General features: G+C 62.7%; 23 protein-coding genes. 14 read left to right on the forward strand and 9 right to left on the reverse strand.

What is annotated here, in order from left to right; all coding sequences use genetic code 11:
- Nucleotides 1-14 precede the first annotated feature (14 nt).
- The 4 genes from EPN80_RS04895 to mtgA all read left to right on the forward strand — a co-directional run bounded on the left by EPN80_RS04895 (nucleotide 15) and on the right by mtgA (nucleotide 4,812).
- Nucleotides 15-2,111 carry an RNB domain-containing ribonuclease gene (locus EPN80_RS04895; RefSeq protein ID WP_293024413.1) on the forward strand — a complete coding sequence of 699 codons (2,097 nt, stop codon included), beginning with the start codon at nucleotides 15-17 and terminating at the stop codon, nucleotides 2,109-2,111.
- Between the two features lie 9 nt (nucleotides 2,112-2,120).
- Entirely contained in the window at nucleotides 2,121-3,065 is a 945-nt protein-coding gene (locus EPN80_RS04900) for an energy transducer TonB (protein ID WP_293024415.1), read from the forward strand.
- A gap of 122 nt (nucleotides 3,066-3,187) precedes the next feature.
- Nucleotides 3,188-4,087, forward strand: coding sequence for a shikimate dehydrogenase (gene aroE, locus EPN80_RS04905; RefSeq protein WP_293024416.1), 900 nt, complete (start codon nucleotides 3,188-3,190; stop codon nucleotides 4,085-4,087).
- Complete coding sequence (mtgA, locus tag EPN80_RS04910) at nucleotides 4,087-4,812, forward strand: monofunctional biosynthetic peptidoglycan transglycosylase (RefSeq protein WP_293024417.1); 726 nt, start codon at nucleotides 4,087-4,089, stop codon at nucleotides 4,810-4,812. Before aroE ends, mtgA begins: the two co-directional genes overlap by 1 nt.
- Nucleotides 4,813-4,815: 3 nt before the next feature.
- Here mtgA and EPN80_RS04915 read toward each other — a convergent pair whose 3' ends face one another.
- Nucleotides 4,816-5,670, reverse strand: a complete 855-nt coding sequence (locus EPN80_RS04915) for a mechanosensitive ion channel family protein (protein ID WP_293024418.1) — start codon at nucleotides 5,668-5,670, stop codon at nucleotides 4,816-4,818.
- Nucleotides 5,671-5,908: 238 nt separating this feature from the next.
- Between EPN80_RS04915 and pyrF the strand changes: the two genes are divergently transcribed.
- Nucleotides 5,909-6,736: an orotidine-5'-phosphate decarboxylase gene (gene pyrF / locus EPN80_RS04920; protein WP_293024419.1), complete on the forward strand. Its 828-nt coding sequence runs from the start codon at nucleotides 5,909-5,911 to the stop codon at nucleotides 6,734-6,736.
- 37 nt (nucleotides 6,737-6,773) lie between these two features.
- Here pyrF and EPN80_RS04925 read toward each other — a convergent pair whose 3' ends face one another.
- The 3 genes from EPN80_RS04925 to thiL are packed head-to-tail and all read right to left on the reverse strand — an operon-like array spanning nucleotide 6,774 to nucleotide 8,824.
- Entirely contained in the window at nucleotides 6,774-7,271 is a 498-nt protein-coding gene (locus tag EPN80_RS04925) for a CinA family protein (protein WP_047214996.1), read from the reverse strand.
- A 27-nt stretch (nucleotides 7,272-7,298) separates the two neighbouring features.
- Nucleotides 7,299-7,850 (reverse strand): phosphatidylglycerophosphatase A, encoded by a 552-nt coding sequence (locus tag EPN80_RS04930; protein WP_293024423.1) that lies wholly within the window; start codon nucleotides 7,848-7,850, stop codon nucleotides 7,299-7,301.
- On the reverse strand, nucleotides 7,847-8,824 hold the full coding sequence (gene thiL, locus EPN80_RS04935) for a thiamine-phosphate kinase (protein WP_293024425.1): 978 nt from the start codon (nucleotides 8,822-8,824) through the stop codon (nucleotides 7,847-7,849). Before thiL ends, EPN80_RS04930 begins: the two co-directional genes overlap by 4 nt.
- A gap of 244 nt (nucleotides 8,825-9,068) precedes the next feature.
- Here thiL and EPN80_RS04940 point away from each other — a divergent pair, with 244 nt between their 5' ends.
- The 3 genes from EPN80_RS04940 to EPN80_RS04950 all read left to right on the forward strand — a co-directional run bounded on the left by EPN80_RS04940 (nucleotide 9,069) and on the right by EPN80_RS04950 (nucleotide 12,571).
- Nucleotides 9,069-11,366 (forward strand): NADP-dependent malic enzyme, encoded by a 2,298-nt coding sequence (locus tag EPN80_RS04940; RefSeq protein ID WP_293024427.1) that lies wholly within the window; start codon nucleotides 9,069-9,071, stop codon nucleotides 11,364-11,366.
- A 241-nt stretch (nucleotides 11,367-11,607) separates the two neighbouring features.
- A complete protein-coding gene (locus EPN80_RS04945; protein ID WP_293024429.1) occupies nucleotides 11,608-12,024 on the forward strand; it encodes a ribonuclease in 417 nt (138 codons plus the stop codon).
- Nucleotides 12,025-12,031: 7 nt separating this feature from the next.
- A complete protein-coding gene (locus EPN80_RS04950; RefSeq protein WP_293024430.1) occupies nucleotides 12,032-12,571 on the forward strand; it encodes a barstar family protein in 540 nt (179 codons plus the stop codon).
- Nucleotides 12,572-12,616: 45 nt separating this feature from the next.
- Here the strand turns inward: EPN80_RS04950 and EPN80_RS04955 are convergent, their stop codons facing one another.
- From EPN80_RS04955 to speE, 4 genes are all read right to left on the reverse strand, one after another.
- A complete protein-coding gene (locus tag EPN80_RS04955) occupies nucleotides 12,617-13,210 on the reverse strand; it encodes a YidB family protein (protein ID WP_293024432.1) in 594 nt (197 codons plus the stop codon).
- 54 nt (nucleotides 13,211-13,264) lie between these two features.
- Nucleotides 13,265-14,014, reverse strand: coding sequence for a 16S rRNA (uracil(1498)-N(3))-methyltransferase (locus tag EPN80_RS04960; RefSeq protein WP_293024433.1), 750 nt, complete (start codon nucleotides 14,012-14,014; stop codon nucleotides 13,265-13,267).
- Nucleotides 14,011-14,433 (reverse strand): glyoxalase/bleomycin resistance/extradiol dioxygenase family protein, encoded by a 423-nt coding sequence (locus EPN80_RS04965; protein ID WP_293024435.1) that lies wholly within the window; start codon nucleotides 14,431-14,433, stop codon nucleotides 14,011-14,013. The genes EPN80_RS04960 and EPN80_RS04965 overlap by 4 nt, the downstream gene beginning before the upstream one ends.
- Nucleotides 14,434-14,502: 69 nt before the next feature.
- On the reverse strand, nucleotides 14,503-15,420 hold the full coding sequence (gene speE / locus EPN80_RS04970; RefSeq protein WP_293024437.1) for a polyamine aminopropyltransferase: 918 nt from the start codon (nucleotides 15,418-15,420) through the stop codon (nucleotides 14,503-14,505).
- Between the two features lie 157 nt (nucleotides 15,421-15,577).
- Here speE and tkt point away from each other — a divergent pair, with 157 nt between their 5' ends.
- On the forward strand, nucleotides 15,578-17,602 hold the full coding sequence (tkt, locus tag EPN80_RS04975) for a transketolase (RefSeq protein WP_293024439.1): 2,025 nt from the start codon (nucleotides 15,578-15,580) through the stop codon (nucleotides 17,600-17,602).
- Nucleotides 17,603-17,634: 32 nt separating this feature from the next.
- Nucleotides 17,635-18,645, forward strand: a complete 1,011-nt coding sequence (gene gap / locus EPN80_RS04980; protein ID WP_293024441.1) for a type I glyceraldehyde-3-phosphate dehydrogenase — start codon at nucleotides 17,635-17,637, stop codon at nucleotides 18,643-18,645.
- A 109-nt stretch (nucleotides 18,646-18,754) separates the two neighbouring features.
- On the opposite strand, the gene fur is transcribed toward gap, so the two are convergent.
- Nucleotides 18,755-19,186, reverse strand: a complete 432-nt coding sequence (fur, locus tag EPN80_RS04985; protein WP_047214986.1) for a ferric iron uptake transcriptional regulator — start codon at nucleotides 19,184-19,186, stop codon at nucleotides 18,755-18,757.
- Nucleotides 19,187-19,313: 127 nt separating this feature from the next.
- On the opposite strand from fur, the gene EPN80_RS04990 reads away from it, so the two are divergent.
- From EPN80_RS04990 to lptE, 4 genes are all read left to right on the forward strand, one after another.
- Complete coding sequence (locus tag EPN80_RS04990; protein WP_293024444.1) at nucleotides 19,314-19,928, forward strand: outer membrane protein assembly factor BamE; 615 nt, start codon at nucleotides 19,314-19,316, stop codon at nucleotides 19,926-19,928.
- Nucleotides 19,929-19,936: 8 nt separating this feature from the next.
- Entirely contained in the window at nucleotides 19,937-20,734 is a 798-nt protein-coding gene (dapB, locus tag EPN80_RS04995) for a 4-hydroxy-tetrahydrodipicolinate reductase (RefSeq protein WP_293024446.1), read from the forward strand.
- Nucleotides 20,735-20,919: 185 nt separating this feature from the next.
- Entirely contained in the window at nucleotides 20,920-23,508 is a 2,589-nt protein-coding gene (gene leuS, locus EPN80_RS05000) for a leucine--tRNA ligase (RefSeq protein WP_293024515.1), read from the forward strand.
- A 28-nt stretch (nucleotides 23,509-23,536) separates the two neighbouring features.
- Complete coding sequence (gene lptE / locus EPN80_RS05005; RefSeq protein ID WP_293024448.1) at nucleotides 23,537-24,022, forward strand: LPS assembly lipoprotein LptE; 486 nt, start codon at nucleotides 23,537-23,539, stop codon at nucleotides 24,020-24,022.
- Nucleotides 24,023-24,026: the final 4 nt, after the last annotated feature.

Below are 24,026 nucleotides of genomic sequence, written 5' to 3' on the forward strand. Positions count from 1 at the left end.
ATAATGGCAGTTTCATGAATATTTTTTTTGAGGAATCCGGCAGTTTCAAGGCGGGTACGATCCTGAGCCAGCAGGCGGAGTCGTACCAGGTCGAGCTGCCGGGCGGGCGACGCAGCAAGATCAAGGGGCGTGACGTGCTGTTGCGCTTCGAGGCGCCGACGCCGACCGAGTTTATGCACCAGGCCGAAGCGCTGGGCGAAGAGATCGATCTGCCGTTTTTGTGGGAGTGCGCCACAGACGAGGAGTTTGCCTTCGCCGCGCTGGCGACGGAGTATTTCGGCGACAACGCATCGGCGGTCCAGCAAGCTGCGCTGGTGTTGCGTCTGCATGGCGCGCCGGTGTACTTCCGGCGCCGGGGGCGCGGTCAATATCAGCGCGCGCCGCAAGAGCAACTGCAAGCGGCATTGGCGGGCCTGGCGCGCAAGCAGCAGCAGATAGAGTTGCAGGCGCAATATCAAGCCGAACTGGTCGCGCATCGTCTGCCGGATGCGTTGCGCGGCAAGGAGCTGCAGCTGCTGTTCAAGGCTGACAAAAATACCATCGAATGGAAGGCGCTGGACGCCGCCGCCGCGGCGCTGGGCACGACCCACGCCAAAGTGCTGCTGGCGTGCGGCGGTATCGCATCGCCGCGGGCATTGCACGAGGCCGGATTCCTGTTCGAATATTTCCCGCGCGGCACGGCTTTCCCGCCGATCGAAGAACCCCCGCAGCCCGGCATCGAACTGCCGCTGGCCGACGTGGCGGCGTTTTCGATCGATGACGTGACCACCACCGAGATCGACGACGCGCTGTCGGTACAGGCGCTGGCTGACGGCAGGCTGCGCATCGGCATTCACATCGCGGCGCCCGGCCTTGGCATCGTACGGGGCGATCCGATCGACGCGATCGCCCGCGAGCGCATGTCCACCGTGTACGTGCCGGGCGACAAAATCACCATGCTGCCGGACGCGGTAGTCGACGCCTACACGCTCAAGGAAGGCGCTCCCCGCCCGGCATTGTCGCTGTATGTGATTGTCGATGCGACCAGCTATGACGTGATCGCCACCGAGACGCGTGCCGAATTGGTGCCGATCGCCACGAATTTGCGCCATAACGAGCTGGACGACATCGTGACGGCCGAGGCGCTGGCTGCCGGCACGGGCGACTACCCGCACAAAGAGCAGATCGCCTGCCTGTGGCCGCTTGCGCAAGCGCTGTACGGCAAGCGGCAGGCCGCCCGCGAGGGGTACGGTCTCAAGCCGGAAGTGCAAAACAAGACGGATTACAGTTTTTACGTCGATGGCGAACGCGTGACGATCCTGCCGCGTCGCCGCGGCGCACCGCTGGATCTGATCGTTGCCGAGATGGCTATCCTGGCCAACAGTACCTGGGGCCGGTTGCTGGCCGAATGCGGCGTGCCCGGCATCTACCGTGCGCAGCGCGCGTACGGCGTGAATCGCACGCGCATGCAGACCACGCCGGCGCCGCACGAGGGGCTGGGCGTGGAGCAGTACGCGTGGAGCACGTCGCCGCTGCGTCGTTACGTCGACCTGGTCAATCAATGGCAACTGCTCGCCTGCGTGCAGTACGGCGTCACCGCCAAGCTTGCCGCACCCTTCAAGCCAAAGGATGCCGACCTGTATGCGACCGTTTCCAATTTCGAGGCGGCGCATGCGGCCTACGCGGAGCATCAGGGGCGCATGGAACGGTTCTGGTGCCTGCGCTGGCTGCAACAGGAAAACAAGCGGCAGATCCAGGCAAGCGTGCTCAAGGGCGATCTGGTGCGCCTGAACGACATACCACTGACCGTGATTGTGCCGGGGCTTGGCGTGCAAGCCAGGGGCACGCAGGTATTGCTCGATATCCTCTCGGTCGACGACGTCACGCTCGACGTCTCATGCCGTCTGTCGCAGGTGCTGGGTGAGGGCGCCGCGTTGCCCACTGAAACGTCGGATGATGAAACGGACGAATCCGGCGGAATCGACGAGGGCGCGGAAAACGGCGATGGCAGCCAGGACGGCCAGGGCGACGTGGCCGACGCCGGGCGCGATTTTGCCGAGGGCGGCGAGACGGAGTCCGGCGACAATGAAAACGACGCCATGGCGAGCCGGGGCGATGGAACTGGCGGGTGAGCATGTCGCATGAAGCGCGTTAGCCGTACGCGGGTCGCGGTCGTTCCATATGCCCGCACGCAATTCGCCGCGCTTGGCAAGTGGGTCCGCGAAAACCCGCTGGCGGCGGGATTGAGCTTTTCCGTGCTGCTCCATGCCCTGGTGCTAGCGGTGCATTTTGTCGCGCCCGACGCCTTTCGGCTTCACTCGACCGATACGCCGCTCGACGTCGTGCTGGTCAACGCAAAGTCGGATAATGCGCCGGTCAACGCCAAACTGGTTGCGCAAGCCAACCTGCTCGGCGGCGGCGAGCAGGAGAAGGTTCACGCGACAACCCCGTTGCCCGCGCGTGATGTGCAGCAGCCGGGCAACCAGGTCGCGCGGGCCGAGCACCAGGTGAGTTCGCTGGAGGCCATGCAGGAGCAGTTGCTGACGCAGATGCGCTCGCTTTCGAAGCAGCGGCCCAGAACGCTGCCGGCGCAGCGTGAGAACGGCAAGGAGCAACGGGAGATCGATCAGCAGATCGCCAGGTTGCAGGCCGTGATTGCGCAGAACGTGCGCGCCTACGAGGAGCGCCCCAAGCGCGGTCAAATCACGGCCAACACGCGGGAAGTCATTTACGCGGAATACTACGACGCGTTGCGACGCAGGATCGAGCGGCTGGGCACCGAGCATTTTCCCGAGGTCGGCGGGCGCAGGCTCTACGGTCAGCTGATCGTGACTCTGAATGTCAGCCAGGATGGTCAATTGGGCTATGACCGCAACGGCTACCACGTGATCGGCGTCGAGATCGAGCGCGGTTCGGGCGATCGCGAACTGGATCGCCGCGCGGTTGCAATCGTGCGGGCCAGCGCACCTTTTGGCAAATTCACCAAAGCCATGCGCGCGCGCTATGACATTCTGCAGATCGTAACGCGCATGACCTTCAGCCACCATGGCGTGCATGCCGAGGCGATCCAGGGCCCGGCCCGCTGAGTCGCGCATTGCCGGTACCGGGAGGATGCGTATACTGGAGCCCTGCCGGGTCGCGGTAGCATAAGGCGCAGCGTCCGGCGCTTTGAATTTCAGCCGCGAAATGCGGCCCGAGCCTGACTGACATGACACGCGAAAATCACGGGGACATTGCCAATGCTGCCGCTGCGCAGCCCGACCGCTACGCGGTGGTCGGCCATCCGGTCGAACATAGTCAATCGCCGTTTATTCATGCGCAATTTGCCGCGCAGACCGGCCAGCACCTGGTGTATGAGCGCCTGTTGGCGCCGCTCGACGGGTTTGCCGCGACAGTGCGCGATTTTGCCGCGCAAGGCGGCAAAGGTCTTAACGTCACGGTGCCTTTCAAGCTCGAGGCCCACGCGCTGGCCACGCGCCTGAGCCCCCGGGCCAGCGCCGCGGGTGCGGTCAATACGCTATGTTTCGCGGGCGGGGAAATCGAGGGAGACAACACCGACGGGGTGGGGTTGGTACGCGATATCGAAGTCAATCTGGCGCGGCCGCTGCGAGGCCGCCGTGTGCTGCTGCTGGGCGCCGGCGGCGCGGCACGCGGTGTGCTGCTGCCGTTGCTGCAAAGCGTGCCGGCGGAAATTTTCATCGCCAACCGGACGCCCGACAAGGCCCGGGCGCTGGCGGCGCACTTCGGTGCGCAAGCCCAGGCGCTGGGTGTCAGGCTTGCGGCCGGCTCATGGCACGACATTGCCGGCGGGTTCGACGTGGTGATCAACGGCACGGCCAGCAGCCTGCAGGGCGATTTGCCGCCATTGCCTGCCAATGTGTTCGGGCACGATGCGCTGGCCTACGACATGATGTACGGCAAGCAACCCACGATATTTCTGCGCTTTGCCAGTGCCCATGGTGCGGCGCTTACGGCCGATGGCCTGGGCATGCTGGTCGAGCAGGCCGCGGAGTCGTTTGCTCGCTGGCGGGGCGTGAGACCCCGAACCGCGCCGGTGCTGCAACTGCTGCGCGAGCGCTATGCCCACCAGACGGACAGCGGCAACTGATGGGTCACCGGCACGGGGCGCAAGCGCGATGGAGTGTGTGGCGCTGGTGCCGCTACGTCGTCATGGTTTTCGCCGCCGCCGTGCTGGCGACGCAGTGCTACTACTTCTTGCAGATCGCCTGGTGGACACGCTTCAATCCGGGCTCGACAGCGTTCATGCGCGCTGCTCAAGCGCGGCTTCACCAAACCGATCCGCGGGCGAAAATCGAGCGCATCTGGGTACCATACGATCGGATATCCCACAACCTGAAACGGGCCATCATCGCCAGCGAGGATGCCGATTTCGTCAATAACAATGGTTTTGAAATCGACGCAATGCTCGATGCATGGGAGAAGAACGAGAAGAGAGGCCATATCGTGGCCGGTGGCTCGACCATTACCCAGCAGCTTGCCAAGAATCTGTTTCTGTCCGGCGAGCGCAGCTACATTCGCAAGGCCGAGGAATTGTGCATCACCTGGATGCTCGAATTCTGGATGAGCAAGGAGCGCATCTTTGAGATCTATCTGAATTCGGTCGAATGGGGCGAAGGCATTTTTGGCGCGCAGGCCGCGGCCGAACACTACTATCATGTCTCGGCTGCCCAATTGTCGCCTTGGCAAGCGGCGCGACTGGCAGTGATGCTGCCCCGTCCCCGCTACTACGACGCGCACCGCAACTCCGCTTACCTGGCGCGCCGAACCCGCATCATTGCGCGCCGCATGGGCGCGGCCGAATTACCGCCGTAGCGATTATTGCGGCGTGGTCGGCGCCGGTGTCATGACAATCGTGCGGGTCGGGTATGGCAGCGAGCAACCCGCGGCCTCGACGGTTTTCTTCACGGCGCGTTGCAACTCCCAGTACACCGCCCAATAGTATTCGCTCAAGGTCCACAGCCGCACGTTGATGACGACGGCCTGTTCATGGATTTCCTTGACCATGACTTCCGGTGCGGGGGCGCGCAACACATGCTCGTGCGCTGCCACGAGCGAGCTCAGCGCCGCGATGGCGCTGTCCAGGTCGTCGCGCAGATCGATATTCACGGTGATTTCCATGCGCCGGCTCGGATTGCGGCTGTAGTTGGTGATCGCGCTGCCCCAGATCTGGTTGTTGGGTACCGACATGTAAATGCCGTCGGCCGTGGTCAGCGTCGAAGTAAACAGGCCGATCTCTTCGACGGTCCCGCCGAGATTGCTGCCGGCCGAGATGTAGTCGCCAGCCTTGAAAGGACGCAGCACCAATAGCATCGTGCCGGCCGCGATGTTCTGCAGGGTGCCTTGCAGCGCTAGGCCAATAGCCAGGCCGGCGGCACCCAGCACGGCGATGATGCTGGCCGTCTGGACGCCGCATTGCGCCAGCACCGCGACGATCGTGATGCCTCGTACCGACCATTGCACGATCGAATAGGTGAGCGGCTTGAGCGTCTTGTCGAACTGAGGCGAGCGGTCCAGCCCGCGTCGCACGATACGCGTGAGCAAATTGGAGAGCCACCAGCCGACCAACAGGATCACGATGGCCTGGAGTGCGGTGATGCCGTAATGCAGCGCGTTTTGTGTCACGGCGGTCCACACAGCGTCGGTTGCGGCAGCGATGGAAGCATGATTCATGGGTTATCTTCTCCTATTGAATGTTCTGTCCAGGGAGATCCGGCGGCGCCTTGCCAACAGGGTTCTTCGCCAATCTAGCATAAACCGATGATTAGTTATGCCAATAAGTGTGCAGATCCGCGCTTCGACACCTAGCGTGCGCCGCGCATGCGGCTCGCCGCGCGGCACATGCACATGGACGGGGTTGACGCCGGATGCGGTGAGTTAAAATGGCGCACGTTTTCATCGCGCAACCACCATGACATTCATCGATCAACTGCGTGCCGCCTGGCATGACCGAGACTCTCTGCTGTGTGTGGGGCTCGATCCGGAGCCGTCACGACTGCCGGCGCATCTGCGGGGCAATCCCGATGCGATCTTCGAGTTTTGCCGGACCATCGTCGATGCAACCGCACCCTATGCCTGTGCGTTCAAGCCGCAGATCGCCTATTTTTCGGCGCAGCGCGCCGAAATTCAACTGGAGCGGCTGATTGCCCACATTCACGAGCGCCATCCTGGCCTGCCGGTAGTGCTCGATGCCAAACGGGGCGACATCGGCAGCACCGCCGAACAATATGCGAAAGAGGCGTTCGAGCGTTACCAGGCCGATGCCGTCACGGTCAATCCGTACATGGGTTTCGACTCGATTGCGCCCTATCTCGGATACGAGAACAAAGGCGTGATCGTATTGTGCCGCACCTCGAATCCGGGCGGCAGCGATCTTCAGTTCCTGCGCACGGCCGACGGCCAGCCGCTGTATGAGGTCGTCGCGCGGCTGGCAGCCGGCCCCTGGAACACCAGCGGCCAGATCGGTCTGGTGGTCGGCGCGACGTTCCCGAACGAAATCGCGGCAGTGCGCGCGATCGTCGGCGACATGCCGCTGCTGATTCCGGGGGTCGGCGCTCAGGGCGGGGACGTGGCGGCGACCGTCAAGGCAGGCCGCACGGCCGACGGCAGCGGCATGATGATCAATTCGTCGCGCGCCATTATCTACGCCGGCAGCGGCGTAGATTTTGGGCAGGCGGCCGCGCAGGCGGCTTGCCAAACTCGGGATGCCATCAACGAGCATCGCTCGGCGCCCCGGTAACGGTGCTGCCGTCCTGCCGGGATGCGCCGGCGGCGGGCTATGCCTCGGCGGTGTCGATCAGCTTGAGCAGGCCGCGCAAGGCGTGCTGCGCCGCCTGATTGCGTACCTGGGCCCGGTCGCCCTTGAAATGCTGCGTCTCAACGACCGTCGTTAGACGGTTGGTCCAGGCAAAACACACCATTCCTACGGGCTTTTCGGCGGTGCCGCCGCCCGGTCCGGCAACGCCGGTAATCGCCAGCGACAATTGCGCGCGGCTGTTTCGCAGCGCGCCCTCCGCCATGGCACGCGCGACCTGCTCACTGACCGCGCCGTGCTTGTCGATGAGTTCAGCCGGAACGCCGATCATGTCGATCTTGGCTTGATTGGAATAGGTAACGAATCCCCGTTCGAACCAATTGCTGCTGCCGGAGATGTCGGTCATTGCCGCCGCCACCATGCCGCCGGTACAGGACTCGGCCGTGGCCAGCAGCAGGCGCTCCTCGCGCAGACGATTGCCGGCCTTGACCGCCAGTTGATGCAATAAGGTATTTGTCATGCTGCTTCATTACGTGCGCGGCACCCTTCAAAGGGCATGCCACAGGGCGATCACCAGCAAAGTGCAAAAAGCGGCGACCAGATCGTCCAGCATGATACCCAAGCCGCCCTTGACGGTGCGGTCGAAATAGCGCACTGGCGGCGGCTTGACTGCGTCGAAGAAGCGGAACAGCAAAAACGCGACGCATTGTCCCCAAAACGATGCCGGAGTCACCACCAGCAATACCAGCCAGAAGGCAACGATTTCATCCCATACGACCGAACCCGGGTCGGACGTGCCCAGGGCGCGGGCGGTGCGGCCGCATATCCAGACCCCGCCGACGATGCTCAACGCCAGCAGCACGGCCCAATCCGATACCGTGAGGTAAAGATTCAATACCAGGTAGGAGGCCCAGCCGAACAGCGTGCCGACAGTACCGGGGCCCATCGGCGACAGGCCGCTGCCGAAACCCAGCGCGATGAAGTGGACCGGGTGGGAGAACATGAAGCCCACGGTGACCGGCCGTCGTGCGGTGGCCCCGCCGTGCAACGTTTTGTCGTGCGGTGGGTTGGGCTGATCGGGAGAAGGGGTGGAATTCATCGAAAATGATCGAAGCTCTGGTATGCGAGGCAGACCGGTTGTCCGGCGTTGTCATGCAGCGTCAGGGCGGCGCTGCCGGGGCGCTCGAGCGGCACGATTTCGCCAATGCGCGTGAGCGGCAGGGCCAGGCTCTGGGCGATCCGCTCGACCGTCGGGCGCGCGGCGGGCGGCACCGTAAAGCAAAGCTCGTAGTCGTCCCCTCCAGCGAGCGTGCAGGTGCGGCGGACCGCTTCGCTTTGAGCGGCCACCCAGCGGGAGTGCGGCACGGCGTCGACATTCACGCGCGCTGCGACTTGCGAGCGCTCCAGGATATGGCGAAGATCGCCGAGCAGGCCGTCCGAGATGTCCAGCGCGGCATGAGCGATGCCTCGCAAGGCCATGCCGAGTTCTATGCGTGGCTCGGGCCACTCGAGTGCGCGGCGGCTTCGGGTCAGCGCTTCATCGGACAGTGCCCATTCGTCACGAAGCGCGCCCAGCGCCAGACGCGCATCGCCGAGCGCGCCGGATACCCAGATATCGTCGCCGACGATCGCAGCGTCTCGGCGCAGTGCTTGCCGGTCGGGAACTTCCCCGAAGATGGTGACGCAAAGGTTGCGGGGGCCACGGGTGGTGTCGCCGCCGATCAACGGGCATGCGTGCCGATTGGCCAGTGCGGCCAGCCCTTCGCTGAACGGCGCGAGCCAGTCGGGGTCGGCGTCGGGCAACGCCAGTGCCAGCGTAAAGCCCAGCGGGCGGGCGCCCATGGCCGCCAGATCGGACAAATTGACGGCCAGCGTTTTGTGTCCGAGCGCGCGCGGCGCCATATCGGCGAAGAAATGGCGGCCCTCGACCAGCATGTCGGTCGATACCGCCAGCAGGCTGCCGACGGGCGGCGCTATCAACGCGCAATCGTCGCCGATGCCCAGCCGCACGTGGTCGGCGGCTGTGGTCGCATGGGCGAAATAGCGCTCGATGAGGGTGAATTCGTTCAGCACGGTCTGGATGAGTGGAGGTAAGGCGACATTGTAAATCCGTCGTCACCTCATATCGACGGGTAACGCCCGGCGGACGTCAATTTGTCACGTTTGGGGAGGTGCGTTTGGAATCGATGCGTGCCGTCAAGCGGGTTTCCGCCTTAAAAAGTTCTTCGCCTTATCCTTTTTTGCGGTAAATCGCGGGGTGGATTGGCGATACAATGCACTCAGGGTAGTTTTTTCTTATTGAACGCAGGCTGCTTTCATGTCCACACCTATTGATAAAAAACTGCGCGACGCCGCGCTCGAATACCACGAATTTCCCACCACAGGAAAGATCGCGATCGCGCCGACCAAGCAATTGGTGAACCAGCGCGATCTGGCGCTGGCGTATTCGCCCGGCGTGGCGGCGGCATGCGAGGAAATCGTCGCGGATCCGGTCAACGCCGCGCGCTATACCGCGCGTGGCCACCTGGTCGGCGTCGTCACCAACGGCACGGCTGTCCTGGGGCTGGGTGACATCGGGCCGCTGGCGTCCAAGCCGGTGATGGAAGGCAAGGGCGTGCTGTTCAAGAAATTCGCCAATATCGACGTGTTCGATATTGAAATCAATGAGAAAGACCCCGAAAAGCTGGTCGATATCATTGCGGCACTCGAGCCCACTTTCGGCGCGATCAATCTCGAGGATATCAAGGCCCCGGAATGCTTTATCGTCGAGCGCAAGCTGCGCGAGCGCATGAAGATTCCCGTGTTCCACGATGACCAGCACGGCACGGCCATCGTGGTTGCCGCCGCTGTGTTGAACGGCCTGAAGGTCGTCGGCAAGGATATCGGCGAGGTCAAACTGGTGTGCTCCGGCGCCGGTGCGGCAGCCCTGGCCTGCCTGGATCTGCTGGTCGATATCGGTCTGCCGCTGAAGAATATCTGGGTGTCGGATATCGTCGGCGTCGTCTACGAGGGCCGCACCGAGCTGATGGACGAGGAAAAGGCGCGTTTCGCCCAAAAAACCGATGCGCGCAAGCTCGGCGACGTGATCGGCGGCGCCGATGTGTTTCTCGGCCTGTCGGCCGCCGGCGTGCTCAAGCCGGAGATGGTCAAGGAAATGGCGCCATCGCCGCTGATTTTCGCGCTGGCCAATCCCAATCCGGAAATCACCCCGGAACTGGCAAAGGCCGCGCGGCCGGATGCCATCATGGCGACCGGTCGCACCGACTATCCGAACCAGGTCAATAATGTCCTGTGTTTTCCGTTCATTTTCCGCGGCGCCCTCGACGTCGGCGCGACCACCATTACCCGCTCGATGGAAATCGCCGCGGTCAATGCCCTGGCCGAGCTGGCGCGGCAGGAGCAGAGCGACATCGTGGCCACGGCATACGGCATCGAGAATCTCTCGTTCGGCCCCGAATACCTGATTCCGAAGCCTTTCGATCCGCGCTTGATCGTCAAGGTCGCACCGGCGGTTGCCCAGGCGGCCATGGATGCCGGCGTCGCCACCCGGCCGTTGGCGGACATGGACGCCTATTCGCAGCAACTTCAGCAATTCGTTTATCAAAGCGGCTCGCTGATGAAACCGTTGTTTGCGATTGCGCGCCAGACGCCGCCGGAGCAAAAGCGCATTGTGTTCTGCGAGGGCGAGGAAGAGCGCGTGCTGCGCGCCGTGCAAATCGTGATCGACGAGCGTATCGCCAAGCCGATCCTGATCGGGCGGCCCGCTGTGATTGAAAAGCGCATCGAACGCTACGGCCTGCGTCTGCATGAGGGCGTCGACTATACCGTTGTCAATCCGGAGCACGACGAGCGCTATCGCGACTACTGGCAGACCTACCATAGCCTGACCGCGCGCAAGGGGGTGACGTCCTCTTATGCCCGCGTCGAAATGCGTCGCCGTACCACCCTGATCGGCGCGATGCTGCTCTCCAAGGGCGAGGCCGACGGCATGATTTGCGGCACGGTCAGCACGCCGGGCCGCCATTTGCATTTCATCGATCGGGTGATCGGCAAGCGTCCGGGAGGAAAAGTCTACGGCGCCATGAATGCGTTGGTATTACCGGATCGGCAAATTTTCCTCGTCGACACGCATATCAATCAAGATCCCAGTGCCGAGGATTTGGCTGACATCACGCTGATGGCGGCCGAAGAGATCCGGCGCTTTGGCATCGAGCCCAAGGTGGCGCTGGTGTCTCACTCGAATTTCGGCACCAGTGACGCGCCCAGCGCGTGCAAGTTACGGGAAACACTGGCGATCCTGCATGAGCGGGCGCCCGAGCTGGAGGTCGACGGCGAAATGCACGGCGATTGCGCACTTGATCCCGCGTTGCGCGCTCGAATCATGCCGGATTCGACCCTGCATGGTCCGGCGAACCTGTTGGTGCTGCCGAATATCGATGCCGCCAACATCGCCTACAACTTGCTCAAGACCGCGGCGGGCAACAATGTTGCTATCGGGCCGATCTTGCTGGGCGCGGCCAAACCGGTGCACATTTTGACCGAATCTGCCACGGTTCGGCGGATCATCAATATGGTCGCGCTGGTCGTTGCGGATGCTGCGGCGCAGCATAGATAATGCCTCGACATTGACGTGAGATCGAAAACGCCGGCCTCGAGCCGGCGTTTTCATTGGGGTTTCTTGAAAATTGAGTGTGAGCACACACTACCATTAATAATCAGATTGCATTCGCTTGCGGGCGCAGGGAATGATTTCAAAATGTAAACCGACATTGATTATCGGTTCATATAGCGATACCCTTGCACCTTCACCCAATCAGGCGAAATCACTCAGCATTCGCCGCAGCGCATTGCAAAATATGAAATCAGGCCGGTGGCTCTATCGCGGGTTGTTGGCATTGGGGGTCGCGGCGAGCCTTGCGTTTGGCATGGCCAACGCGCAGGCCCGTGCACCGAAGGCGTGGGCCGAACCGGCGATGACGGGTCATCTGGGCACTGTCGCCGAGAGTCAATTGCCTCGCGCTGCGCAGCGAACGCTTGCGACGATTCGCCGCGGTGGCCCGTTTCCGTATGCCAAGGACGGCGTGGTATTCGGCAATTACGAGAAGCGACTGCCCAGACGGCCTCGGGGGTATTACCACGAGTACACCGTCCCGACGCGAAGCGCGCACAATCGTGGCGCACGCCGCATCGTTTGCGGCGGCGACCAGCGCGCCGCACGGAATTGTTACTACACTGGCGACCACTACAACAGTTTCCAATTTATCGAGGAATGACAGCAGGATGAACGAGCAGGTTTTCGCACAGGAGCGTGTTTTGACGGATCAATTCGGTGCGGGTGAAAATAACTTGTTCAGACAAGTGGTGCACCTGCAAAGCACCGAGCGGGCGCAGCGCCGTCATTTGTTGTCCGACGAGGGAGATATGAGTCTTTTCAAGACCGTCAGACCGAACATCGTGCAGTCGATCCGCGCCTTCCGGGTGCCCGAGCTGGCGGCCGAAGCCGAGCGGCTGGGGCAGCATTTCCTCTACGCCAATTGTGCGCACGCGCAAACCAAGGGCGAGGTACTCGACGTCATCGCCAGTTCGTTCATGTTTCCGAAGCACTTCGGCAAGAATTTCGATGCGCTGCACGACAGCGTGACGGATCTGGTTTGGAAGGCAGGGCCGCAACCCGGTTTCGTGATCGTGCTCGAGGGTCTTCCCGCAACGCCGAAGTTCGACAAGGAGGCGCGCGAGACATTGCTGGACGTATTCCGTGACGCCGCTGAGTTCTGGGCGGAGCGCAAAATCAACTTCCGCGTTTTCTATTCGTTCGCCTGATGGCGGGGGCGCTTCGTCGCGCTCCCGCCGTCCCCTGCGTGACTCTCATCGGTTCAGAAGCTGCGCTGCCAGACTGCCGAGATTGAGTTGGCCTTCCGGCAAGCTGCCATTGGGCGTCAATCGATTGATGATCTCCGGCAACAACTCCGACAGGTGCTGCGCGGCCTGATCCTTCGAAATGCCGGCGGCATCCGCCAGTTGCTGAAGGTGACCGCTCTGGTCGAGCGCCTGTCCGATCTGCTCGGCCGAAACGGACTGATTGGCGCCCGTGCCAATCCAGGATTCGACGGCGTCGCCCAGGCCGCTGTTACGCAGCAATTCGGTCAACCCGCCGAGCCCACCCGCCATTTGCGGGGTTGCGCCTGCTGCGCCATTGCCTTGAGCGCTGTTCAATGCACCCTCGAGCATGCCGGCCAGACCGCCGCCGCTGCCCGCGCCGCCAAGCAATCCACCCAATGATCCGAGCAGGCCGCTCTGCCCTGGTTGGGTGCTCCCCTGATTCCCCTGATGGCTGGCGATCATGCTGAGCACGCCCATGAGCAACATCATTTTCGGATCGCTGCCACCCGCTGCGGGGCTATCGTTACCGCTGGATGTGGCGCCATCTGCCGCACCCAGAATTGAATCGAGCAAACCCATAACAGTCTCCTATCGAGGCAAAAGCGCCCACAGCATTTACGGACGTACGATGTGCTACCAGCCGTGCCAGCGTGTGGCCAGCGCGGCGAGCGTCGCAATGCCGGCGGTCTCCGTTCGAAGCACTCGCTGACCCAGGTTCAGCGGGGCAAACCCGGCTTCGCCGGCCTGCTCTTCCTCTTGGTTCGACAAACCGCCCTCGGGGCCGATCAGCAACACGACCGGCTCGGCAGGCGCCGTTGCCGGTAAAGATTCGAACCCCTCGGACGCTCGCGGAGACAATAGCACACGAATTTGACGTTCGTCGCGCACGCTCGAAATCCAATCCGAAAACGCCATGATTGGCGCGACGGCCGGCACGCTGTTGCGCCCGCATTGCTCGCAGGCGGCGCTCACCACCGCTTGCCAGTGTGCTACGCGCCGTTCGGCGCGCTCGCCGCCGAGGCGGGTCACACATCTTTCCGTCGTCAGCGGCTGGATGGCATGCACGCCCAGTTCAACGCTTTTCTCGATCAGCCAATCCATTTTGTCGCCGCCGGCGACGCCCTGGGCCAACACGACGCGGTAGGGCGGCTCGACCTCGCGCGGAACATGCGCGAGCACGGTCGCGATCGCGTGCTTCTTCGCCAGGTCTTCCAGACGTGCGGGGAATTCGCCGCCCAGGCCGTTAAAGAGCGTGATGCTGTCACCCGGCTTGATTCGCAGGACTTGCAGGTGGCGAATCACGTCGACGGGCAGTGATATGGACGAGTCGGGTTGCAGCGAACCGGGGATGAAGAAGCGCGGCGCGCCGGCAGTCGTCGTCATGATTGGCGGGCCAGCGGCTTGGCGAACCCCCAGCGATAGCCATCGAGATCCTCCAGTTGACAGAAACGATCCCCCCAGAATTGATCCTCAGGCGGCATGATGCCGGTCGCGCCGGCAGCAACTGCTCTGGCGTACGACTCGTCGACATCGTCGCAATACACATAAAAGCTCTGCGGTGCTTCGATGCCCGCCGACCGGGGTGCCTTGGCCGTCGTACCGAACGCACCCTCGGGCGCGAACATGACGATCAGGTCGTCGTGATAGGTCATTTCCACATGCATGACGACGCCATCGTCGTCGATCTGATCACGCACGGCGAAACCGAATGCGTCTCGATAGAATGCGGCGCTGGCCTTGGCGTCGCGCACCGTCAGGTACGGCGTGAGCCAGGGGGCATGCGCCGGGCGGGGGTCGGTCATGGAGATTCTCCTGTACTCGGATACTCGGCGCGATACGCTGCGCCTGTCAGTGAGACCAAGGCGCCGCGGTCATGGCAACAGGCTGCGCCTGAGCGCGGTTGGCAGTGCGAATAGCGCCGGATGAAGCTGAGCATTGTAATACCGCAAGCCGGTCATCCCGAATTGGTGCAAGCGCCCATCGATTGTCGCGCAGGACACGGTCGCTGGATCGTACGTGTCGCTGGCGCAGGCGAAAGCCCAAAGCGTCCCATACAGCGGAATGTACAGGGTCCCGGGGCGTACGTGCTTGAAGCAGGCGCCCAGGTCGCGCAGCAAGCGGCGAACCAGCTCGGCCTGGAACAGCGGGGCGCCCAGATGCAGGCAAAGCACGCCGTGCGGTCCCAGCAGTTGTTTGATCTGCTCGAAGAACGCCGGGGCATGCAGTGCGCTGGCCGAACCATCGGCCTCGGTGAGGTCGAACACAACCATGTCGAACTGCTCGCCCCGAGCATTTGCCTTAGCGACGTAGTCACGACCATCGCCAACGCAGATGCGCAGGCGTGGATCGTCGAAGGCGCCGCAGGCAATCCCGGGGAGATGACGGCGCGTGACTTCGATGACCTGAGCATCGAGTTCGGCGACGACGACACGCTCCACCCCGGGATATTTGAGGATTTCCCGCGCGGAGCCGCCGTCGCCGCCGCCGACGATGAGCGCCGAGCGCAATGCGGGCAGGCCCAGCGCCGCGGGGTGGACGATGCACTCGTGATAGAAATATTCATCCCCCTCGGAGGCCATGAACCGCCCGTCCAGGCGATAGGCCCTGCCGAATTGCGGGGTGTCATACACATCGATGCGCTGGTAGGGAGACTGAATCGACTCCACCAGTGTGGCGTTCTTGAGCCCGAGCGCAGTGTCCGGCGCCAGCCATTCGAGCAGGAGGCCGGCAGCGTGATCCTCTGTGTCGGTCGACGGTGTGGCGGCAGTGGACGATTGGAAGCCTGACATGAGAGTGTTTTGGGGCAGCGTGCCGAAAATTATAGCGGCGCGGCCAGATGCCCGACGGTACCCCGCATCTGTTAAAATCTGAAGTTTTCCAAGCAGGGGTTCTTGCGCAGCTCGTCCGCCCAAAACGGCGGGGAGTCCCGCTCTTCCGGTCGGTCCCATGATGAATCTTTCAAATCCGAAAAATGCGTTGATGGCCAACGCGATCCGCGCTTTGGCCATGGACGCCGTGCAGCAGGCCAACTCTGGCCATCCGGGCATGCCGATGGGCATGGCCGAGATCGCCGTCGCCCTGTGGGGGCGGCACTTGCGGCACAACCCCGCCAATCCGCTCTGGGCCGACCGCGATCGGTTCGTGCTGTCCAATGGCCACGGCTCGATGTTGCTGTACTCGCTGTTGCACCTGAGCGGCTACGATTTGCCGATGAGCGAGCTCAGGAACTTCCGGCAACTGCACAGCAAGACCCCGGGGCACCCGGAGTATGGCATGACGCCCGGCGTCGAGACGACCACCGGCCCACTGGGGCAGGGCCTGGCCAACGCGGTCGGCATGGCCCTGGCCGAAGCCTTGCTGGCAAAGGAATTCAACAAGCCCGAGGCGAGTATCGTCGACCACTACACCTATGTGTTCCTCGGCGATGGCTGCTTGATGGAGGGCATCTCCCATGAGGCCTGTTCGCTGGCCGGCACGCTGCGCCTGAACAAGCTGATCGCGCTGTATGACGACAATGGCATCTCGATCGATGGCGAGGTCATTCACTGGTTCGGCGACGATACGCCCAAGCGTTTCGAGGCCTACGGCTGGCACGTGATCCATGCCGTCGACGGGCACGACGTCGACGCGGTCGATGCGGCGATTGCGGCTGCCAAGCGGTCCGACCGGCCGACGCTGATTTGCTGCAAGACCACCATCGGCAAAGGGTCGCCTCACAAGCAGGGTACCCACGACGTGCACGGCGCGGCGCTCGGCGCGGAAGAAATCGCCGCCACGCGCGAGGCGCTGGGGTGGCAGGCGGCGCCGTTCGAGATTCCCGCCGACGTCTACGCGGCATGGGACGCCAAGGCCGCTGGCGCAGCGCGGGAGGCCGCCTGGAGCGAAGCGTTCGAGACCTACCGCAAGCATTATCCGACCGAGGCAGGGGAGTTCGCGCGCCGCATGAAGGGCGAACTGCCGGCTGATTGGCAAGCCGCGACCGCAGCGCTGATCACCCGCACCAATGAAAAGGCAGAGACGGTCGCCACCCGCAAGGCGTCCCAGCAGGCGATCGAAGGTCTGGCTGCGGTGTTGCCCGAGTTTCTGGGCGGCTCGGCCGATCTGACCGGCTCCAATCTGACGAACTGGAAGGCCAGCAAGGCCGTGCGCATGTCCAACGAAGGGCTGCAGTGGGGCAATCACGTCAACTACGGCGTGCGCGAGTTCGGCATGAGCGCGATCCTCAACGGCATTGCGCTGCATGGCGGCTATATCCCGTTCGGCGGCACTTTCCTGACGTTCTCCGATTACAGCCGAAACGCGCTGCGCATGGCGGCGTTGATGAAAATCCGCTCGATCTTCGTGTTCACCCACGATTCGATCGGGCTTGGCGAGGACGGCCCGACCCACCAATCGATCGAACATGTGTCGAGCCTGCGTCTGATTCCGCACATGGATGTCTGGCGTCCGTGCGACACGGTCGAGTCGGCCGTCGCATGGATCGCCGCGATCGAGCGCCATGGCGCTCACCAGAGCGGGCCCAGTTGCCTGGTCTTGAGCCGCCAGAACCTGCCGTTCGTGGCGCGCGAGCCTGACCAGATCGCGGCGATTCGTCGCGGCGGCTACGTGCTGCGCGATGCGGCCAATGCCAAGGTCGCCCTGCTGGCCACCGGCTCCGAGGTCGACCTGGCGCTCAAGGCGGCCGCCGCGCTGGCCGATGAAGGCATCGCCGCGCGCGTGGTCTCGATGCCGGCGACCACCGTGTTCGATCGCCAGGAAGCGGCCTACCGCGCCAGCGTCCTGCCCAAGGGGATGCCGCGCGTGGCGATCGAAGCCGGCGTGAGCGATTTCTGGCACAAATATGTCGGACTCGAGGGCGGCGTCGTCGGTATCGATACGTTCGGCGAGTCGGCCCCCGCGGGCGCGCTGTTCAAACATTTCGGCTTTACCGTGGAGAAGGTAGTGGCCACGGTCAAGGCGGTGATTGCCTGATTCCCGATTTCAACCTACCACGGAGAACTTCCATGACGATTCGCGTTGCTATTAACGGCTACGGCCGAATTGGACGCAATGTGCTGCGCGCCCACTACGAAGGCGGCAAGAAGCACGACATCCAGATTGTCGCCATCAACGATCTGGGCAACGCTCAGACCAACGCTCACCTGACGCAGTACGATACCGCGCATGGCAAGTTCCCCGGCACGGTCGCGGTCGACGGCGATTACATGGTGGTCAATGGCGACAAGATTCGCGTGCTGGCCAACCGCAATCCGGCTGAGCTGCCGTGGGGCGAACTGGGCGTCGACGTGGTGCTCGAGTGCACGGGCTTTTTCACCAGCAAGGAAAAGGCCAGCGCCCATTTGAAGGGCGGCGCAAAGAAAGTCATCATCTCGGCGCCGGGCGGCAAGGACGTCGACGCGACCATCGTGTATGGCGTCAATCACAATGTCCTGAAGGCCGCACACACGGTCATCTCGAACGCTTCCTGCACCACCAACTGCCTGGCGCCGCTGGTCAAGCCGCTACACGACAAGCTGGGCGTCGTGTCGGGCCTGATGACCACGGTCCATGCCTACACCAACGACCAGGTGCTGACCGACGTCTACCATGAAGATCTGCGCCGCGCGCGCTCGGCAACGATGAGCATGATTCCGACGAAGACCGGCGCTGCCTCCGCAGTCGGCCTGGTGCTGCCGGAACTCAACGGCAAGCTGGACGGTTTCGCGATTCGTGTACCTACCATCAACGTGTCGCTGGTCGATCTGTCCTTTATCGCCAAGCGCGAAACGACCGTCGATGAAGTCAACGCGATTCTCAAGGCGGCTTCCGAGGGCGAACTCAAGGGCATCCTCGATTACAACACCGCGCCGCTGGTGTCCGTCGACTTCAACCACAATCCGGCATCGTCGACTTTCGACGCGACGCTGACCAAAGTGTCCGGCAATCTCGTCAAGGTGTCGTCGTGGTACGACAACGAGTGGGGTTTCAGCAACCGCATGCTCGACACCACGGTTGCCTTGATGAACGCGAAGTAGACTGGTGCGTCCCGTATTTGCGGGACCTGGCCGGCATTAGCGACGAAGCCGCTGGAGATTTCCGGCGGCTTCGCATTTTGAGAGAGTGATTGGCTGGCGCGGGGCTGCGTCAGGTGCGATGGCGATAAGGGCAATCGGTCTTCGTGCAACTGCCGTACATGGCCAGGGAATGTTCCTGCAGCGCGAAGCCGCGCTCCTTGGCGATCAGCTTCTGGCGCCGTTCGATTTCCGAGTCGAAAAATTCCTCGACGCGACCGCAATCGAGACATACGAGGTGATCATGGTGATGTCCCTCGTTCAGCTCGAAAACAGCCTTGCCGGATTCGAAGTTGCTGCGCGAGAGCAGACCGGCCTGCTCGAACTGGGTCAGGACGCGGTATACGGTGGCCAATCCGATATCGAGCTGTTCATTGAGCAGATGTCGATAGACATCTTCGGCAGTCAGATGCCTGACCTCGCTGTTCTGGAAAATTTCCAGAATTTTGAGGCGCGGCAGCGTGGCTTTCAGACCGATGTTTTTCAGATCGGCGGGATTCGGCATTGCTGGACGTCCCTAGAGTACAATATAGCCCCAATAATAATGCCTTTTGTCATCGGCGGACAGCCGAAACGGAATCCGCTGCATCTCGCGGTTTGTCATGAAGTCACATTTTAGAAGAGAGTCCGATTTGCGTCGTTCCCTTACCTTATGCGTGGCCGGAGCTTTGCTGACACTGGCAGGCTGCTCGACTTACAACAGCGTGACCAGCACGATTGCTGATCACATTACCCCGTACCGCATCAACATCGTGCAAGGTAACTTCGTCTCCAAGGAGGCCTATTCCCAACTGCACAAGGGGATGACGCGCGAGCAAGTGCGCCTGCTGCTTGGGACGCCGCTGCTCACGGACATATTCCACGATAACCGGTGGGACTACATTTTCTATTTCAAGCGCGGCAACACCGAGGTGGTGCAGGAACGACGGCTGACCCTCAATTTCGACGGCGATCAGCTGGCGAGCTGGAGCGGCGGCGAGAATTTGCCGTCCGAGAACGAACTGGTGCGGGAGATCGACGGCCAGAAGGGTAAGCCGGAGGCGCCCAAGTCGGCCTCCGCGGCAGTCGCGAGCCCTGTGGTCGCGTCTGCGGCAACCGTGGCGCCCGCCGAGCCCGCGCAGGCCAGTGCCCCCGCGGCGGCCTCCGCAGCGTCCGCCCCTGCGTCGCAACCCGACGCGTCCGGGCAATCGACCGTGCCTACGCCGCCGATCACGTCCCAATCGGGTATGTTCGCACTTCCGAAGTAAGGCTGAGGATGAAGATCGCTATTGCAGGAGCTTCCGGCCGCATGGGCCGCATGTTGATCGAGACCGTGCTGAACACGGCCGACGCCACGCTGGCGGGCGCATTGGATCGCGCCGGCAGCACCGCGCTTGGCCAGGACGCGGGTGCGTTCCTCGGGCGGGAAACCGGAGTCAGGATCACCGACGACATCCGGAGCGGCCTGTCGGGCGCCGAGTTCCTGATCGACTTTACCCGTCCGGAGGGCACGCTCGAGCACCTGGCGGTTGCGCGCCGCACGGGTGTCAAGATGATCATCGGCACCACCGGGTTCTCCGAGGCGCAGAAGCTGGTGCTGCGCGAAGCGAGCCAGGGGTTGCCGATCGTCTTCGCGCCGAACATGAGCGTGGGAGTCAATGCCACGTTCAAGCTCCTCGAAGTGGCGGCCAAGATACTCAATACCGGCTACGACATCGAAATCATCGAGGCCCACCACCGCCACAAGGTGGATGCGCCTTCGGGCACCGCACTGCGCATGGGCGAAGTCGTCGCCGAGGCGCTTGGCCGCGATCTGCAGGCGTGCGCGATCTACGGCCGCGAAGGCGTCACCGGAGAGCGCGACCCGTCGACCATCGGCTTCTCGACCATCCGTGGCGGCGATATCGTGGGCGACCACACGGTACTGTTCGCCGGTATCGGAGAGCGTATCGAAATCACGCATAAATCATCGAGCCGACTGTCCTACGCGCAAGGCTCCATCCGAGCCGCCCGTTTCCTGCAAGGCAAGACGCAGGGCCTGTTCGACATGCAGGACGTCCTCGGCTTGCGCTGAGCGAGGCCGACGCAAGTCAGCGCCGCGGCGCTGACGATTTTGCTTCCGTTGCAGCGCGGCAAGCGCCGTGCGCAGCGTTATAATCTTCGCTTTCCCCGGAAATCGACGTTCGCTCGCCGCACCGCACAGTGTGGCGAAGCAGCGATTCACTCCGATCCGATTTGCCAGATCCGACCCGATCCATGATGCAAGAAAAATACGTTCCAGCCGACGTCGAGTCCGCAGCCCAGGCGCATTGGCAGGCGATCGACGCCTATAAGACCACCGAGCGCCAGGACAAGAAGAAATTCTATTGCGTCTCGATGCTGCCTTATCCGTCCGGCAAATTGCATATGGGGCATGTCCGCAATTACACCATCAACGATGTGATGTATCGCTATTTGCGGATGAACGGCTACAACGTGCTGATGCCGATGGGATGGGATGCCTTCGGCATGCCGGCCGAGAACGCGGCGATGGCCAACGGCGTGCCGCCGGCTCGCTGGACCTACGACAACATCGCCTATATGAAGAAGCAGATGCAGGCGATGGGATTGGCGATCGACTGGTCGCGCGAGGTGGCGACCTGCAAGCCCGAGTACTACAAATGGAACCAGTGGCTGTTTCTCAAGCTGCTGGAAAAAGGCATCGTCTACCTGAAGACCGGCACCGTGAACTGGGACCCGGTCGATCAAACCGTACTGGCCAACGAGCAGGTGATCGACGGGCGCGGCTGGCGCTCCGGCGCACTGGTCCAGAAGCGTGAAATTCCGATGTATTACATGCGGATCACGCAATACGCCGACGAGCTGCTGGGCGACCTCGATGCGCTGGGATGGCCCGAGCGCGTCAAGGTGATGCAGCAGAACTGGATCGGCAAAAGCTTCGGCGTGAACTTCGGGTTTCCCTACGAGCTCGACGGCGAACAAAAACTGCTGCGCGTGTTCACCACGCGGGCCGACACCGTCATGGGCGTGACCTTCTGCGCCATTGCGGCCGAGCACCCACTGGCGACCCGGCTCGCGCGGGACAATCCGCAACTGCAGTCGTTTATCGACGAGTGCAAGCGCGGCGGCGTGGCCGAAGCCGATGTCGCCACCATGGAAAAGAAGGGCGTGCCCACCGGCTTTTTCGTCAAGCATCCGCTCAGCGGCGAGGCCGTGGAAGTCTGGATCGGCAATTATGTGTTGATGAGCTACGGCGAAGGCGCAGTGATGGGCGTGCCGGCGCACGACGAGCGTGATTTCGCGTTCGCCCGAAAATACGGATTGCCCATCAAGCAGGTCGTCGCCGTCTCTGGCCAAACGTTCTCTGATCAAGCATGGCAGGACTGGTACGCCGACAAGGAAAACTGCACTTGCGTGCACAGCGGCAAATACGACGGGCTGGCCTATGGGGCGGCGGTCGACGCCATCGCCGCCGATCTCAAGGCGATCGGCGTGGGTGACAAGCAAGTGACCTATCGGCTGCGCGACTGGGGAATTTCCCGGCAGCGGTACTGGGGCACGCCGATTCCCATCATTCATTGCGACGATTGCGGTGCGGTGCCGGTCCCCGAAAAGGATCTGCCGGTCGTGTTGCCGGAAGACCTGGTGCCGGACGGCACCGGCAATCCGCTGGCAAAATCGCAGGCATTTCTTGCCTGTCAATGCCCGAGCTGCGGCAAGCCCGCGCGCCGCGAGACGGACACGATGGACACCTTCGTCGACTCGTCCTGGTATTTCTCGCGATACGCCTGCCCCGACGCCGACACCATGGTCGATGCGCGCACCGATTACTGGATGCCGATGGATCAGTACATCGGCGGCATCGAACACGCGATCCTGCACCTGCTGTACTCGCGCTTCTGGACCAAGGCGATGCGCGATCTCGGGCTGGTGCGCTTCTCCGAGCCCGCTCAGAATCTGCTGACGCAGGGCATGGTGCTCAACGAGACGTTCTACCGCGAAGACGCCCAGGGCAAGAAAGCGTGGTACAACCCGGCCGACGTCCAGGTGCAGTTCGACGACAAGGGCCGGCCGCAGGGCGCGACCCTGAAGAGCGACGGACAAGAGGTCGTGCTGGGCGGCATCGAGAAGATGTCCAAGTCGAAGAACAATGGCGTCGATCCGCAGGCGCTGATTGACCTGCACGGCGCCGATACGGCGCGACTGTTCACCATGTTCGCGGCGCCGCCCGAGCAACAGCTCGAATGGTCCGGCTCAGGCGTCGAGGGTGCCAGCCGCTTCCTGCGGCGGCTATGGGCGTTCGGGCACACGCACGCCGAGCTGCTTGGCGCGCAGACGGCGCCGTCGGATCCGCAGGCGGCCCAGAATCTGCGCCGCGAGATTCACAGCGTGCTCAAACAGGCCGATTACGATTATCAGCGTGTCCAATACAACACCGTGGTTTCGGCCGCGATGAAAATGCTCAACGCGATCGAAGCGGACAAGGGCGCTGCCGGATCGGCCGCAGTGCGCGAGTGCTATGGGATTCTGCTACGCGTGCTGTACCCGGTCGTGCCGCATATCACCCATGTGCTCTGGCAGCAGCTCGGCTACGCCGCCCAGCAGGCAGACCTGCTCGACGCCGCCTGGCCGAAGGTCGACGAGGCAGCGCTGGTGCAAAGCGAAATCGAACTGGTACTGCAGATCAACGGCAAGGTGCGTGGCAGCGTGACGGTCGCCAAGGATGCGCCGCGCGAGGTGATCGAACGAGCCGCGCTGGCGCACGAAATGACCGCGAAATTCGCGCCCGGTGGGACGCCCAAAAAAATCATCGTTGTGCCAGGCCGACTGGTCAACCTGGTGATGTGATGACGGATTGCCAAGCAAGGAGTCGAGGATGAGGCGTCGTGGATTCTTCGTGATGGCATTGACGCTGCTGCTTGGCGCTTGCGGCTTCCAGTTGCGCGGCACAAGTGAGTTTCCGTTCAGCACCATCTATATCCAGGCGCCCAACCAGCAGATGGCGGTTGGGCTCAAGCGCTACATTCGCTATGGCAGCAATGCGACCGTGGTGGACAGCCCGGCGCAGGCCGATGTCCAGCTTCAGGTCCTGAATATTGCCACCGGCAGCACGCCGATCGGCATCAACCCGCAAGGGCAGCCAGGTGAATACGATCTCACGACGGTGACGACCTTTCAACTGGTCGACGCGCACGGCAAAGTACTGATTCCACCGACCCGTATCAGCCTGTCGCGCAGCCTGCCGTACAACGTCTCGTTGGCGCAGGCATTCGCTTCCGAATCGGTGCTGTTGCAAAACGACATGATCAAGGACACGGTCGAGCAGATCATCCGTCGGCTCGAAGCCGTCAAATCGCGCTGACATC

It is taken from the genome of Pandoraea sp., from assembly GCF_004297875.1.
GTDB lineage: Bacteria > Pseudomonadota > Gammaproteobacteria > Burkholderiales > Burkholderiaceae > Pandoraea.